Here is a 13719-nt window from a genome sequence, read left to right on the forward strand (position 1 = left end):
GGGCGACGGCCCGCGGCCGCCGCCCGGCAAATCAATGCGCCGCGCCGCCGCCGGCCGCGTTCTTCGGCTTGCCGGTCAAGAGGATCGCGATCGCGGCGAACACCAGCACGATGCCGATCACGGCAAAGGTGTCGCTGAAACCAAGCACCAGGGCCTGGCGCTTCACGATATTGCCGAGCGCCACGATCGCCTGGTGATGCGCGGTCGCCGGATCGGAGATGCCGTGGCTGAGGAAGTAATTGGTCACCTCGGCGATCCGGGTGCGCACTTCCTCGCGGCCGAGGTCGACCGACTGGCCGATGATGTTGGAGTGGAACTGCTCGCGCTTGGTGACAATGGTGGCGAGCAGGGCCGTGCCGATCGCGCCGCCGAGATTGCGCATCATGTTGGAGATGCCGGAGGCCGCCGCGGCATCCTGCGGCGCGACGCTGCCGAGGCTGACCGCGGATAGCGGGGCCAGCATGATCGCCTGGCCGATCGCACGGACGATGTTCGGGACGAAGAACTGGTCGCCGGAGTAATCGAGCGACATCGCGATGTTCATGAAGGAGGAGGCCGCGAACAGGATCATGCCGGTGAAGGCGATGAAGCGCGGGTCGAAACGCTGCATCAGCTTCGGCACCAGCGGGATCAGGATCAGCTGCGGCAGGCCGGTCCAGGCCAGCACCTGGCCGATCTGCTCGGCGTTGTAGCGCTGCACCTGGCCGAGATAGGCCGGCAGCAGGTAGACCGAGCCGAACAGCGCGAAGCCGACGAACACCGCCGAGATGGTGCCGAAGCCGAAGCTGCGCTGGGTCAACAGGCGCAGCCGGATCAGCGGCTTCTCGACGACGAGCTCGATCCAGACGAACAGAGTGAGGCTGACCGCCGCGATCACCGCGAGCTTGACGATGAAGGGCGAGCCGAACCAGTCGTTCTTGTTGCCTTCCTCGAGCACGGCCTGCAGCGACGACAGGCCGATCGCCATCGTGGCGATGCCGAGCCAGTCGCCCTCGCGCAGCAGATGCAGCTGCATCGGCTGGCGTTCCAGCGTGAAGTAGAGCGTGATGACCATCACCGCGGTCGGGATCACGTTCACGAAGAAGATGGTCTGCCAGCCGTAATTCTCGGTGAGATAGCCGCCGATGGTCGGTCCGATCGCGGGGGCGAAGGTCACGGCGAGCGCGAACATGGCAAGGCCGACCGGCTGCTGGGCCTTCGGCAGCTTGGTGAAAACCAGCGTGAAAGCCATCGGGATCAGCACGCCGCCAAAGAAGCCCTGCAAGCCGCGCATCGCGATCATCGAGGGCAGGTCGTGGGTGAAGGCACAGGCGACCGAGAAGATCGCAAACAGAGTAGCGAAGCCGATGATGATCTTGCGGAAGGAAAACACCCGGCTGAGATAGTCGGTCAGCGGGATCACCACGATCTCGCCGATCAGATAGGAGGTCGAGATCCAGGAGCCGTTGTCGACGCCGGTTCCGATGCCGCCCTCGATGTTGAGCAGCGAGGCGTTGGTGATCTGGATGTTGAGGATCGCCATGAAGGCGCCGATCATGGCGGCGACAATGGAGATCCAGACCGCCATGCTGGCGCGGTTGGGATCGGCCGCTACAGTTGCCGCGCGGGGCGCAGCAGCCGGGGAGGAGAGCGCGAGATCGGACATGACATCACCTATTTGAAGGAGGCGACAGCGAGCTTGGGAGAGGCGCTGGAGCGCGGCGCCTCAGCGGGTTGCGACAAGGTTGCGATGGTCGGGATGACCGACATGCCGGGCCGCAATTCGACCGCCGTCGCGTCGAGCGCGATCTTCACCGGGATGCGCTGCACCACCTTGGTGAAGTTGCCGGTCGCATTGTCTGGCGGCAGCAGCGCGAATTCCTGGCCGCTGGCGGGCGCGAGACTGTCGACGTGGCCGCGCACCACCTGTCCGGGGAACATGTCGACGGCGATCTCGACCGGCTGACCCTTGCGGACATTGGTGAGCTGCGTCTCCTTGTAGTTCGCGATCACATAGGCGCCAGTGGCGGGCACCAGCGACATCAGCTGCGTGCCGGCCTGGACGAACTGGCCGGTGCGCAGGGTGCGGTTGCCGACCACGCCGTCGATCGGGGCCGTGATGGTGGTGTAGCCGAGGTTCAGCTCGGCCTGATGCTGGAGCGCGGTTGCGCGCGCCTGCGCCGCGACGGCCTGGGCAATGTCGGCCTTGAGCAACTCCACCTGGCGGAGCGCGGAGGCGAGGTTCGCAGTATCGCGGGCGACGGCGGCCTGTGCGCTGGCGTAGCGCGACTGCGCCTGCTGCGCGTTCTGCACGCTGCCGAAGCCGGTGCCGGCGAGGACGGTGTAGCGCTTGTTCTCCTGCTCGGCAAAGGTCTGCGTCGCGGTGTCGACCGCGAGCGTCGCGCGGGCTGCTTCGATCACGGACTGCTGCACATCGAGCTGCGCATGCTTGCTGGCGATCGCGGCTTCGGCGGCCGCGACGTCAGCCTTGGCCTGATCCAGCGCGACCCTGAAATCGCGATCGTCGATCCGCGCCAGCATCTGGCCGGCGCGCACATGCTCGTTGTCGCCGACCAGCACCGCGCTGAGATAGCCGGAGACTTTTGGCGCGATCGTCGTGTTGTCGGCCTTCACATAGGCGTCGTCGGTCGAGACCTGAAAGCGGCCGACCGTCCAGTAATCCCAGCCATACCAGGCGCCGCCCGCGAGCACGGCGAGCGCCGCGCCGGCCAGCAGCAGGCGGCGAAGCCTGCCCTTGGCGGCGGGCGGCCTGGCGGCCTCCGGATTTGCGATCAATTGCCTGGCGGTCTCGGCCGGAACCTGGCTCTCGGCCTTGAATGATGTCTCATGCTGGCTCATGGCAGTGCTCCTGATCCGTTCTATCCCGCTGGAAAATCTTACCAATTTCGGCCGGTGCCCGCTGGATTAATTAGGAAACTTGATGTTTTCCAAAATAGAGCCCATATTGGGAGTGTCAATAGAATGACAGGCATCATTTAAAAGCATGGCTCGCGGATGAACCGGAATGACAAGGATCAGACTGAGCAAGGCGCGCCGGCACGGCGCGGCCGCGGGCGGCCGCAGCTGCGTTCCGACGACGAGACGCGCGCGCTGATCTATGAGGCCGCGCGGCGCGAGTTCTCCGAGCGCGGCTTCGCTGCGGCCAACATCGCCGACGTGGCCTGCCGCGCCGGCGTCTCCACCAAGACACTCTACCGGCTGATCCCGACCAAGCTGGCGCTGTTCGAGGGCACGGTGACGGACCGGATGGACCGATTCATATCCGCCGTAAATCTCGGTGCCTGCGACGGCCGCGATATCGCGGCGGCATTGGAGGCGGCGCTCTCGAGCTGTGGCGAGCTGATCCTCGATGCCGAGGTCATCGCGCTCCAGCGCATCATCCTGGCCGACAGCGACAAATTCCCCGACATCGCCGAGATGTTCTACGAGAAGGCGATGCAGCGGACCCTTGGCGCGCTGGCTGCGTGGCTGGGTGTGCAGCAGCGGCGGGGACGGATCGCCGTGGACGACGCGCAGGCCGCCGCGGGCATGCTGCTCGGCATGCTGGTCTTCCAGCCGCAACGCGACGTGATGTACGGCCATAGGCCGCCGCCGTCGCGGGCGCAGATCGAGGCCCGAGCCAAGGCCTGCGCGACGCTGTTCCTGTCAGGATGCGCCGCGCCGGCCGACCAGACCAAGAAGCGGGGCGGGGAGGCGTGATGCCGCTGCAGCGTTACTTGCCCATTGCCGCCGCCGGCGGCTGGGCCAGCACGTGCCGGATCATCCGCGCGAGATCGGATTTGCGGTAGGGCTTCGGCAGCAGCGTCACATCCGGGTCGAGGCGGCCGTGGTGGATGATCGCGTCCTCGGTGTAGCCGGACGTGAACAGCACGCGCACCGAGGGCAGTTTGGCGATCACGGCATCGGCGACCTGCCTGCCGTTCATGCCGCCGGACATGATGACGTCGGTGAACAGTACGTCGCAGACGAACCCGTTGTCGACCGCAGCCAGTGCTTCCGGGCCGTTGGCGGTCACCATGGTGCGATAGCCAAGCTGCTCGAGCTGGGCGCTGACGTAGTTGCGCACCAGCGGATCGTCCTCGACGACCAGGATGGATTCATTGCCGCCGCGCGTGTCGACCGGAGGCGGCGGCTCGACGTCGATCATGTCGCCGCTGCTGCGCGGCAGATAGAGCTTGATCGAGGTGCCGTGGCCCTCTTCGGAGTAGATCTTGAGGTGTCCGTTGGACTGCTTGATGAAGCCGTACACCATGCTGAGCCCGAGGCCGGTGCCCTTGCCGGTGTCTTTGGTCGTGAAGAACGGCTCGAACACCTTGTCGCGGATCCCCGCCGGGATCCCCCCGCCGGTGTCGCTGACCGCGACCATCACATATTCACCCGCCCGCACGTCGGGGTTGGCGACGGCATAAACCTCGTCGAGGATGACGTTGCTGGTCTCCAGCATCAGCTTGCCGCCTTCGGGCATCGCATCGCGGGCATTGACGGCGAGATTGAGCAGCGCGGTCGCCATGTGGTTCGGATCGATGAAGGCCGACCAGGCATCGGGCTCGAGCGCGGTATCGATCTCGATCTGCTCGCCGAGCGAGGGGCGCAGCAGCCGCGCGGTGTCCTGCACCAGCGTGTTGAGATTGGCTTCACGCGGCTGCAGCGGTTGCTGCCGCGAGAAGGCCAGCAGGTGCTTGGTCACTTCGGCGCCGCGAAACGCCGCGTCGCTGATCATCTTGGTGACCGACGAGAGCGCGGCGTCGTGCTCGACGGCTTCGGCGAGGATGTCGATCAGGCCGGTGATGACGGTCAGGATATTGTTGAAGTCGTGGGCGATGCCGCCGGTGAGGTGCCCGACGGCCTCCATCTTCTGCACCTGGCGCAGCTTCTGTTCGGCTTCGAGCTGTTCGCGGGCGGCCTCGACTTCGCGGGCGCGCATGAAGATTTCCGCTTCCATCTGCTCGGTGCGCTCGCGCAGCCGGTCGGTCAGCTGGTCCTGCTCGGCACCGCGCTGCTTCAGCTGAATGAAGCCGGTGACGTCTTCGACCCGATGGATGATGTAGCTGAACTGCCCGTTCGGCCCCAACACCGGCGTATTGCGCGGGCTCCAGTAGCGTTCCTCGAAGCCGCCGCCCTCCGACTCGGGCTTGCGGATATCGTATTTCTGCACCGTCATGGTGTCGGGGCGGCGGAACTGGACCACGCGCTCGAGCGAGGCGCGCAGGTTCCGCACGCCGTCGGCGGCCGGATCGTCCGGATTGTCGGGAAACACCTCGAACAGCCCGCGCCCGAGGATCGCGGCGCGCTCGGTCTTGGTGGCGCGCAGATAGGCGTCGCTCACTGCCACGATGCGGAAGTCGGGCTGCGTCAGCACCAGATAAAGGCCGGGCGCCGCCTCGAATAACGCCTTGAAGTCGGGCGTCGGCGGGGACTGGTTCTGCAGTTCAACCTCCCTCGCAGGGTGCGGTCCGCCGGGTGACCGCAGTCAAGATGTGACATGCGTTTCGCGGAACTTCAATGCCTAACATACGGCACTGGCTCGATTTTCTCGACCGATCGGGCGTTGCGACATCGCCCGGGCGCTAGTTTGAATTCGGCAGATAGCGCCAGCCCTCCTTGCCGAGGAAATCCAGCATGGCCTGCGCGGGCGGCAGCAGGATCTTGTCGGTGCGCCTGATCGCGTGCCACTGCCGGACGATCGGCAGGCCCTTCACCTTCAGCACCACCAGCCGGCCGTCCTCCAGCTCATGGAACACCGTGTGCTGGGAGATGAAGGCGATGCCGAGCCCGGCCATGACAGCCTGCTTGATGGTCTCGTTGCTGTCCATCGCCATGCCGAGCTTCGGCTCCAGCCCGACCCGCTCGAAATATTGCTGCATCAGCATCCGCGTGCCCGATCCTTGCTCGCGGGTGATGAAGGTTTCGTTGGCGAGCTCCGAGGGGGCGACGTGCCGCCGCCGCGCCAGCCGATGATCGGGCGCGGCGATGATGAAGTGCGGATGCCGGCCGAGCGGCTTCATCTCCACCTCGACATCGGCCGGCGGCCGGCCCATCACCGCGATGTCGAGATCATAGCCGCGCAGCGCGTCGCGAATCTCCTCGCGGTTGCCGATCCTGAGCGTGACCTCGATCTTGGGAAAGCGGCGCGAGAACGCCGCGATCGCAAACGGCACGAAGTATTTCGCGGTGGAGACCGCGCCCATCGCGACGCGGCCGCCGCTGCGGCCGGCGATCATGTCGAGCGATTGCTCGCAGTCCTTCAGCGCCGCCTCGATCCGCTCGACCAGCGTCAGCACATGCGCGCCGGCATCCGTCAGCGCCATGCCGTCGCCGGTGCGCTGGATCAGCGGCAATCCCGCGAGCGCCTGCAAATTGCGGAGCTGCAGCGTCACCGCGGGCTGGGTCAGGTTCAACCGGTTGGCGGCCGACGTAATCGAGCCTGCCTCGTGCAAGGTCGACAGTGCGCGCAGCTGGCGGATGGTGAGATCCCGCGAGAAGTTGCCGGCCATGACAAGCTCCATAAGAAATACTTTGCCCGGACCAAAGATAATAAAATTTCCCTAATTGGGCAATTCGCGCGTTGATAGGGCGAAGGCGACTCCCTGAGGTCGCCTCTCGAAGCCTCGGGACAGAGGGCGCGATCATAGGGAGAGGCCGGTGGAGATTCGTCCTGCATTGCATGCCCATCTGGAGTGGCCGACGCAGCACAACCCGTTGCGCGCCGCGACCGTTGTGGTGATCGAGGCCCTTGCGGGCGCCGCGATCGAGCTCTCGCGCATCATTGCCGCCGGGCCGCTCGCCGGCATCGGCGGCGAGAGCGGCGGGGTCAATCCCGACGGCGATCGCCAGAAGACCATCGACATCGTAGCCGACGACCTGATGCGGAACGCGCTGCGCACCGCGCCGGTCGCCGCAGTGCTGTCGGAGGAAGTCGAACTGCCCGAGACGCTCGATCCCGACGCGCCGCTCTGCGTCGCGATCGATCCGCTCGATGGATCCGCCAATCTCGAAAACAACATCTCGATCGGCACGATCTTCTCGATCCGGCCGAAAGGAAACGACGTCATCTCGACCTTCTTCGAGCCCGGCACGGCGCAATGTGCCGCCGGCTGCTTCATCTACGGTCCGCAGACCGTGCTGGTGCTGGCGCTCGACCGGCGCGTCGACTGCTTTACGCTGGACCCGCGAACCGGCGAGTTCGTCCTGACCGCGCGCGACCTGCGCGTGCCGCAGGATGCGTTGGAATTCGCCATCAATGCCTCGAACCGGCGGCACTGGAGCGGCCCGGTGCGCAGCTACATCGACGAGTGCCTCGCCGGGGTGAACGGCGAGCGCGGGCAGGACTTCAACATGCGCTGGATCGGCTCGCTGGTCGCCGAAGCCTACCGCATCCTGATGCGCGGCGGCGTGTTCCTGTATCCGGCGGATGCGCGCCAGGGCTACCGCGAAGGCCGGTTGCGTCTGCTGTACGAAGCGCATCCCATCGCACTGATCATGGAATGGGCTGGTGGCGCCGCGTCGAACGGCCGGTCGCGCATTCTCGAACTGTCGGCCCGTACGCCGCATCAGCGCGTGCCGCTGATCATGGGATCGACGCGCGCCGTGCGCGACGTCGATGCGATCCACCTGACCGTCGAGCCGTTGTTCGAGAGCAGCGATGCCCCGCTGTTCGCGCGGCGCGGCCTGTTCCGCTGAGGAGGACCGCATGTCACGTCGACATCCCATCATCTCGATCACCGGCTCCTCCGGGGCCGGCACCACCTCGGTGAAGAAGACGTTCGAGAACATCTTCCGCCGCGAGAACGTGGTCGCCGCCTATATCGAGGGCGACGCGTTCCACCGCTACGACCGCGCCGAGATGCGCAGCCTGATGGCGGAGAGAGCCGAGCGCGGCAACAAGCACTTCAGCCATTTCAGCCCCGAGACCAATTTGTTCGAGGAGCTGGAGAAGTTGTTCAGCGACTATGCCGAGACCGGCACCGGAACCACGCGGCACTATGTGCACGACGAGGAAGAATCGCGGCTTTACGGCGCCAAGCCCGGCACCTTCACCGCTTGGGAGGCGCTGCCGGAGAATTCCGACCTCTTGTTCTACGAGGGCCTGCATGGTGCCGTGGTCACCGACAAGGTGAATGTCGCGCAGCATGCCGACCTCAAGATCGGCGTCGTGCCTGTCATCAACCTCGAATGGATCCAGAAGCTGCATCGCGACCGCAGCCATCGCGGCTACTCCACCGAGGCGGTGACCGACACCATCCTGCGCCGCATGCCGGACTACGTGAATTACATCTGCCCGCAGTTCACCGAGACCGACATCAACTTTCAGCGCGTGCCGACGGTCGATACGTCGAACCCGTTCATCGCGCGCTGGATCCCGACGCCGGATGAATCGATGGTCGTGATCCGCTTGAAGAACCCGCGCGGCATCGATTTCCCCTATCTGCTCTCGATGATCCCGAACAGCTTCATGTCGCGCGCCAATTCGATCGTGGTGCACGGCGCCAAGCTCGACCTCGCGATGCAGCTCATCCTGACCCCGCTGATCCTGCAATTGATCGAACGAAAGAGGCGAACGATATGACCGCACTTGCGTCCGTTGCCAGCCGCCCCGAAATCAGCCACGACGAGATGGCGAACGCCATCCGCTTCCTCGCCATCGACGCGGTGGAGCAGTCGAAATCCGGTCATCCCGGCATGCCGATGGGCATGGCCGATGTCGCGACCGTGCTGTTCACGGACTTTCTGAAGTTCGACCCGGCCGATCCGGCCTGGCCCGACCGCGATCGCTTCGTGCTGTCGGCCGGTCACGGCTCGATGCTGCTCTACGCACTGCTTTATCTCACAGGCTACGAGAGCATGACGCTCGACCAGCTCAAGGCGTTCCGGCAGTGGGGATCGAAAACCCCGGGCCATCCCGAGTATGGCCACACCCCGGGTGTCGAGACCACGACCGGGCCGCTCGGGCAGGGGATTGCGACCGCGGTCGGCATGGCGCTCGCCGAGCGGCTGATGAACGCGCGCTTCGGCAACGACCTCGTCGACCACTACACCTATGTGATCGCCGGCGATGGCTGCCTGATGGAAGGCATCAGCCATGAGGCGATCTCGCTGGCCGGCCATTTGCGGCTGAACCGCTTGATCGTGCTGTTCGACGACAATCATATCTCGATCGACGGCGCCACCTCGCTGTCCTGCTCGGACGACCAGACGGCGCGGTTCAAGGCCAGCGGCTGGAATGTCAACCGCATCGACGGCCACGATCCGCAGGCGATCACCGCGGCGATCAGGCAGGCACGATCGAGCGATCGTCCGTCGTTGATCGCCTGCCGGACGGTGATCGGGTTCGGTGCGCCGAACCGGCAGGGCAGCGAAAAGGTGCATGGCGCGCCGCTCGGTGCCGATGAGGTGGCGAAGACCCGTGCCGCGCTGCGCTGGCCGTATCCGGCATTCGAAATTCCCGACGCGGTGCTGGCGGAGTGGCGCGAGCTCGGCGGCCGCGGCCGCGACGCGCGGCGGGCCTGGATCGAGCGCTCGCGCAGCGCCTGCAAGGGCGACAAGGCCGAACGGTCCCCTTTTCATGACGCGCTGAACCGGAAATTGCCCTGCGCCTATGCCGAGGCGATGGCGAAGCTGGTGGAGCGGTTCGCGACCGAGCGGCCGAAGCTCGCCACGCGACAGGCCTCGCAGCAGGTCATCGACGTGATCGCGGAGGCGTTGCCCAACCTGCTGGGCGGCTCGGCCGACCTCACGCACTCCAATCTGACGCTGGCGAAGTCGCAGGTTTCGGTGCGGCCGGAAACGCTCGACGGCAGCTATATCCATTACGGCATCCGCGAGCATGGCATGGCCGCGGCGATGAACGGCATCGCCTTGCACGGCGGGTTCATTCCTTATGGCGGCACCTTCCTCAGCTTCGCCGATTACAGCCGGCCGGCGATCCGCCTCGCGGCGCTGATGGGGATCCGCGTCATCCATGTGATGACCCACGATTCCATCGGGCTCGGCGAGGACGGCCCGACGCATCAGCCGGTCGAGCATCTGGCGGCGCTGCGTGCGATCCCGAACGTCCTGGTGTTCCGCCCGGCCGATGCGGTCGAGACCGCGGAAGCGTGGGACTGCGCGCTGAAGGCGGAGACCTCGCCGTCGATCCTCTGCCTGTCGCGGCAGGCGCTGCCGACGGTTCGCGACGGCAGCAAGGACAACCAGGTCGCGCTCGGCGCCTACGTTCTCGTCGAGCCGGCCTTCGCGCGTGACGTCACCCTGATTGCAACGGGTTCGGAGGTGGTGATCGCGCTCGAAGCCGCAAAGCTGCTGGCGGAAGACGGGGTACAGGCCGCGGTCGTCTCGGCCCCGTGCTTCGACCTGTTCCGCCAGCAGCCGAGCGACTATCGGGCCAAGGTGCTGGGCAGCGCCCCGCGCGTCGGCGTGGAAGCCGCGGTCGAGGGCGACTGGGCGCGCTGGCTCGGTGACGACGGTGCGTTCGTCGGCATGACCGGCTTCGGCGCTTCCGCGCCGGCCGACGTGCTCTACCGCGAATTCGGCATCACGCCCGCGGCAATCGCTGCTGCAGCAAAACAGCTCATTCAACGAGCGAACTGAAAGGAGGACGCCACCATGGCGCGGATAACCCTGAGACAGTTGCTGGATCATGCCGCCGAACGCGGCTACGGCGTGCCGGCCTTCAACATCAACAATATGGAGCAGGGCCTCGCCATCATGGAGGCGGCCGCGGCCTGCGATGCGCCTGTCATCATCCAGGCCTCGCGCGGCGCGCGGTCCTATGCCAACGACATCATGCTGGCGAAGATGATCGACGCGCTGGAGGAGATGCATCCGCAGATTCCGCTCTGCCTGCACCTCGACCACGGCAACGAAGAGGCGACCTGCGCCACCGCGATCCGCTACGGCTTCACCTCCGTCATGATGGACGGCTCGCTCAAGGCCGACGCCAAGACCGCGGCCGACTATGACTACAATGTCGACATCACCCGCCGGGTCGTCGACATAGCCCACTGGGTCGGCGCGTCGGTCGAGGGCGAACTCGGCGTGCTCGGCTCGCTCGAGCATGGCGGCGGCGAGCAGGAGGATGGTCATGGCGTCGAAGGCAAGCTGAGCCATGATCAGCTGCTCACCGATCCGGACCAGGCGGTCGATTTCGTCCGGGCCACCAAGGTCGATGCGCTTGCGATCGCGATGGGTACCTCGCATGGCGCCTACAAGTTCACGCGGCGGCCCGACGGCGAGATCCTGGCGATGCGCGTGGTCGAGGAGATCCACAGCCGCCTGCCGAACACCCATCTGGTGATGCACGGCTCGTCCTCGGTGCCGCAGCCGCTGCAGGACATGTTCAACGCGTTTGGCGGCGAGATGCCGCAGACCTGGGGCGTGCCGGTCGAGGAGATCGTCCGCGGCATCAAGCACGGCGTGCGCAAGGTCAACATCGACACCGATTGCCGTCTGGCGATGGCCGCCGCCTTCCGCAAGGTCGCCGTCCAGTCGAGGAGTGAGTTCGATCCGCGCAAATTCCTGAAGCCTGCGATGGATGCGTTGCGCGATCTCTGCCGTGACCGCTTCGAGCAATTCGGCACGGCCGGCAATGCCGCCAGGATCAAGGTGGTGGCACTGCCGGAGATGGCCCGTCGCTATCGCGCCGGCGCGCTCGATCCGCAAATTGGAAAGATGACCCAGGCCGCCTGAGCAAATGGCGACGAACCACAGGAGATTTCGATGAACATGCAGCAGTCGATCACGGTGCGCGGCAAGGATCGCTACAAGTCCGGCGTGATGGAATACAAGCGGATGGGCTATTGGGAGCCGAACTACGAGCCCAAGGACACCGACGTCATCGCTCTGTTCCGCGTCACGCCGCAGGACGGCGTCGATCCGACCGAAGCCTGCGCGGCGGTGGCGGGCGAATCCTCGACCGCGACCTGGACCGTGGTGTGGACCGACCGGCTGACGGCCGCGGAGAAATACCGGGCGAAGTGTTACCGCGTCGATCCGGTGCCGAACTCGCCGGGCAGCTACTTCGCCTATATCGCCTACGACCTCGACCTGTTCGAGCCGGGCTCGATCTCGAACCTGACCGCCTCGATCATCGGCAATGTGTTCGGCTTCAAGCCGCTGAAGGCGCTGCGGCTCGAGGACATGCGGCTGCCGACCGCCTATGTGAAGACATTCCAGGGCCCGGCGACCGGCATCGTGGTGGAGCGCGAGCGGCTCGACAAGTTCGGCCGTCCCTTGCTCGGTGCCACTGTGAAGCCGAAGCTCGGCCTATCCGGCCGCAACTATGGCCGCGTCGTTTATGAAGCCTTGAAAGGCGGGCTCGACTTCACCAAGGACGACGAGAACATCAACTCGCAGCCCTTCATGCACTGGCGCGAGCGCTTCCTCTACTGCATGGAGGCGGTCAACCGCGCGCAGGCCGCGACCGGCGAGATCAAGGGGACCTATCTCAACGTCACCGCGGCGACCATGGAGGACATGTACGAGCGCGCCGAGTTCGCCCATGAGCTCGGCTCCAACATCGTCATGATCGACCTTGTGATCGGCTACACGGCGATCCAGTCGATGGCGAAGTGGGCGCGCAAGAACAACATGATCCTGCATCTGCATCGCGCCGGCCACTCGACCTACACGCGGCAGCGCAGCCACGGCGTCTCGTTCCGCGTGATCGCGAAATGGATGCGGCTCGCCGGCGTCGATCACATCCATGCCGGCACGGTGGTCGGCAAGCTCGAGGGCGATCCGAACACCACCCGCGGCTACTACGACATCTGCCGCGAGGACTTCAATCCGCTGCACCTGGAGCACGGCGTGTTCTTCGACCAGAACTGGGCGAGCCTCAACAAGCTGATGCCGGTGGCCTCCGGCGGCATTCATGCCGGCCAGATGCATCAGCTGCTCGATCTGCTCGGCGAGGACGTCGTGCTGCAGTTCGGCGGCGGCACCATCGGCCATCCCCGCGGCATCCAGGCCGGCGCCACCGCCAACCGCGTCGCGCTGGAGGCCATGATCCTCGCCCGCAACGAGGGGCGCGACTACGTCCACGAAGGGCCGGAGATCCTGGCCAAGGCGGCGCAGACCTGCACGCCGCTGCGCGAGGCGCTCGACGTCTGGAAGGACGTCACCTTCAACTACGAGTCGACCGACGCCCCCGATTTCGTTCCCACGCCGAGCATGGCGGTCTGAGAGGAGGTTCTCATGCGCGTGACCCAAGGCTGCTTCTCGTTCCTGCCCGATCTGACCGACGAGCAGATCGCCGCACAGGTGCAATATTGTCTCGACAAGGGCTGGGCGGTGAACATCGAGTTCACCGACGATCCGCATCCCCGCAACACCTATTGGGACATGTGGGGCCTGCCGATGTTCGACCTGCGCGATGCGGCCGGCATCATGAAGGAGCTCGCCGACTGCCGGCGGGTCTATGGCGACCGCTATATCCGGATCTCCGGCTTTGATTCCAGCCCGGGCTGGGAGTCGGTTCGCATCTCCTTCATCGTCAACCGGCCGCGGGAGGAGCCGGGCTTCCGGCTCGACCGTCAGGAGGCCGCCGGACGCAATCTGCGTTACGCGACCCATTCCTATGCAGCGGGCCGCCCCGAAGGCGAACGCTACACCGATCATTGACCGCGTCCGGCTTGCAAACCAGGCGGGTTGCTCCCTCGACCGCCCTGGTCCGGATGCACTTCTCCGTCGTCGCCCCCGCGGCGACGGAGCTTTTCCAGGCGAGAA

General features: G+C 65.8%; 11 protein-coding genes. 7 read left to right on the plus strand and 4 right to left on the minus strand.

Translation table 11 applies throughout. The features are described 5' to 3' along the window. Positions 1-31: 31 nt before the first annotated feature. Together XI02_RS16850 and XI02_RS16855 are read right to left on the minus strand one after the other, a co-directional pair. Positions 32-1645, minus strand: a complete 1614-nt coding sequence (locus XI02_RS16850) for a DHA2 family efflux MFS transporter permease subunit (protein ID WP_026192555.1) — start codon at positions 1643-1645, stop codon at positions 32-34. 8 nt (positions 1646-1653) lie between these two features. Continuing rightward, positions 1654-2838: an HlyD family secretion protein gene (locus XI02_RS16855; protein WP_018270788.1), complete on the minus strand. Its 1185-nt coding sequence runs from the start codon at positions 2836-2838 to the stop codon at positions 1654-1656. Between the two features lie 156 nt (positions 2839-2994). Between XI02_RS16855 and XI02_RS16860 the strand changes: the two genes are divergently transcribed. Continuing rightward, positions 2995-3699, plus strand: a complete 705-nt coding sequence (locus tag XI02_RS16860) for a TetR/AcrR family transcriptional regulator (RefSeq protein ID WP_018270789.1) — start codon at positions 2995-2997, stop codon at positions 3697-3699. Positions 3700-3712: 13 nt separating this feature from the next. Here the strand turns inward: XI02_RS16860 and XI02_RS16865 are convergent, their stop codons facing one another. Further along, positions 3713-5359: an ATP-binding protein gene (locus XI02_RS16865; protein ID WP_018270790.1), complete on the minus strand. Its 1647-nt coding sequence runs from the start codon at positions 5357-5359 to the stop codon at positions 3713-3715. Positions 5360-5567: 208 nt separating this feature from the next. Then, the gene (locus XI02_RS16870; RefSeq protein WP_026192556.1) at positions 5568-6494 is read right to left on the minus strand and encodes a LysR family transcriptional regulator; all 927 of its coding nucleotides are present in this window, start codon (positions 6492-6494) and stop codon (positions 5568-5570) included. A 166-nt stretch (positions 6495-6660) separates the two neighbouring features. Here XI02_RS16870 and XI02_RS16875 point away from each other — a divergent pair, with 166 nt between their 5' ends. Genes XI02_RS16875 through XI02_RS16900 form a run of 6 tightly spaced genes read left to right on the plus strand, consistent with a single transcriptional unit; the run spans position 6661 to position 13614 of the window. After that, positions 6661-7680 (plus strand): class 1 fructose-bisphosphatase, encoded by a 1020-nt coding sequence (locus tag XI02_RS16875; RefSeq protein ID WP_018270791.1) that lies wholly within the window; start codon positions 6661-6663, stop codon positions 7678-7680. A 10-nt stretch (positions 7681-7690) separates the two neighbouring features. Further along, complete coding sequence (locus XI02_RS16880; protein WP_026192557.1) at positions 7691-8566, plus strand: phosphoribulokinase; 876 nt, start codon at positions 7691-7693, stop codon at positions 8564-8566. After that, a complete protein-coding gene (tkt, locus tag XI02_RS16885; RefSeq protein WP_018270792.1) occupies positions 8563-10584 on the plus strand; it encodes a transketolase in 2022 nt (673 codons plus the stop codon). The genes XI02_RS16880 and tkt overlap by 4 nt, the downstream gene beginning before the upstream one ends. A gap of 15 nt (positions 10585-10599) precedes the next feature. Further along, positions 10600-11682 (plus strand): class II fructose-bisphosphate aldolase, encoded by a 1083-nt coding sequence (gene fba / locus XI02_RS16890; RefSeq protein WP_026192558.1) that lies wholly within the window; start codon positions 10600-10602, stop codon positions 11680-11682. A 36-nt stretch (positions 11683-11718) separates the two neighbouring features. Further along, positions 11719-13176, plus strand: a complete 1458-nt coding sequence (locus tag XI02_RS16895) for a form I ribulose bisphosphate carboxylase large subunit (protein ID WP_038382128.1) — start codon at positions 11719-11721, stop codon at positions 13174-13176. 12 nt (positions 13177-13188) lie between these two features. Next, positions 13189-13614, plus strand: a complete 426-nt coding sequence (locus XI02_RS16900) for a ribulose bisphosphate carboxylase small subunit (RefSeq protein WP_016845647.1) — start codon at positions 13189-13191, stop codon at positions 13612-13614. Positions 13615-13719: the final 105 nt, after the last annotated feature.

The organism is Bradyrhizobium sp. CCBAU 21365 (assembly GCF_015291305.1).
Taxonomy (GTDB): Bacteria; Pseudomonadota; Alphaproteobacteria; order Rhizobiales; family Xanthobacteraceae; genus Bradyrhizobium; species Bradyrhizobium elkanii.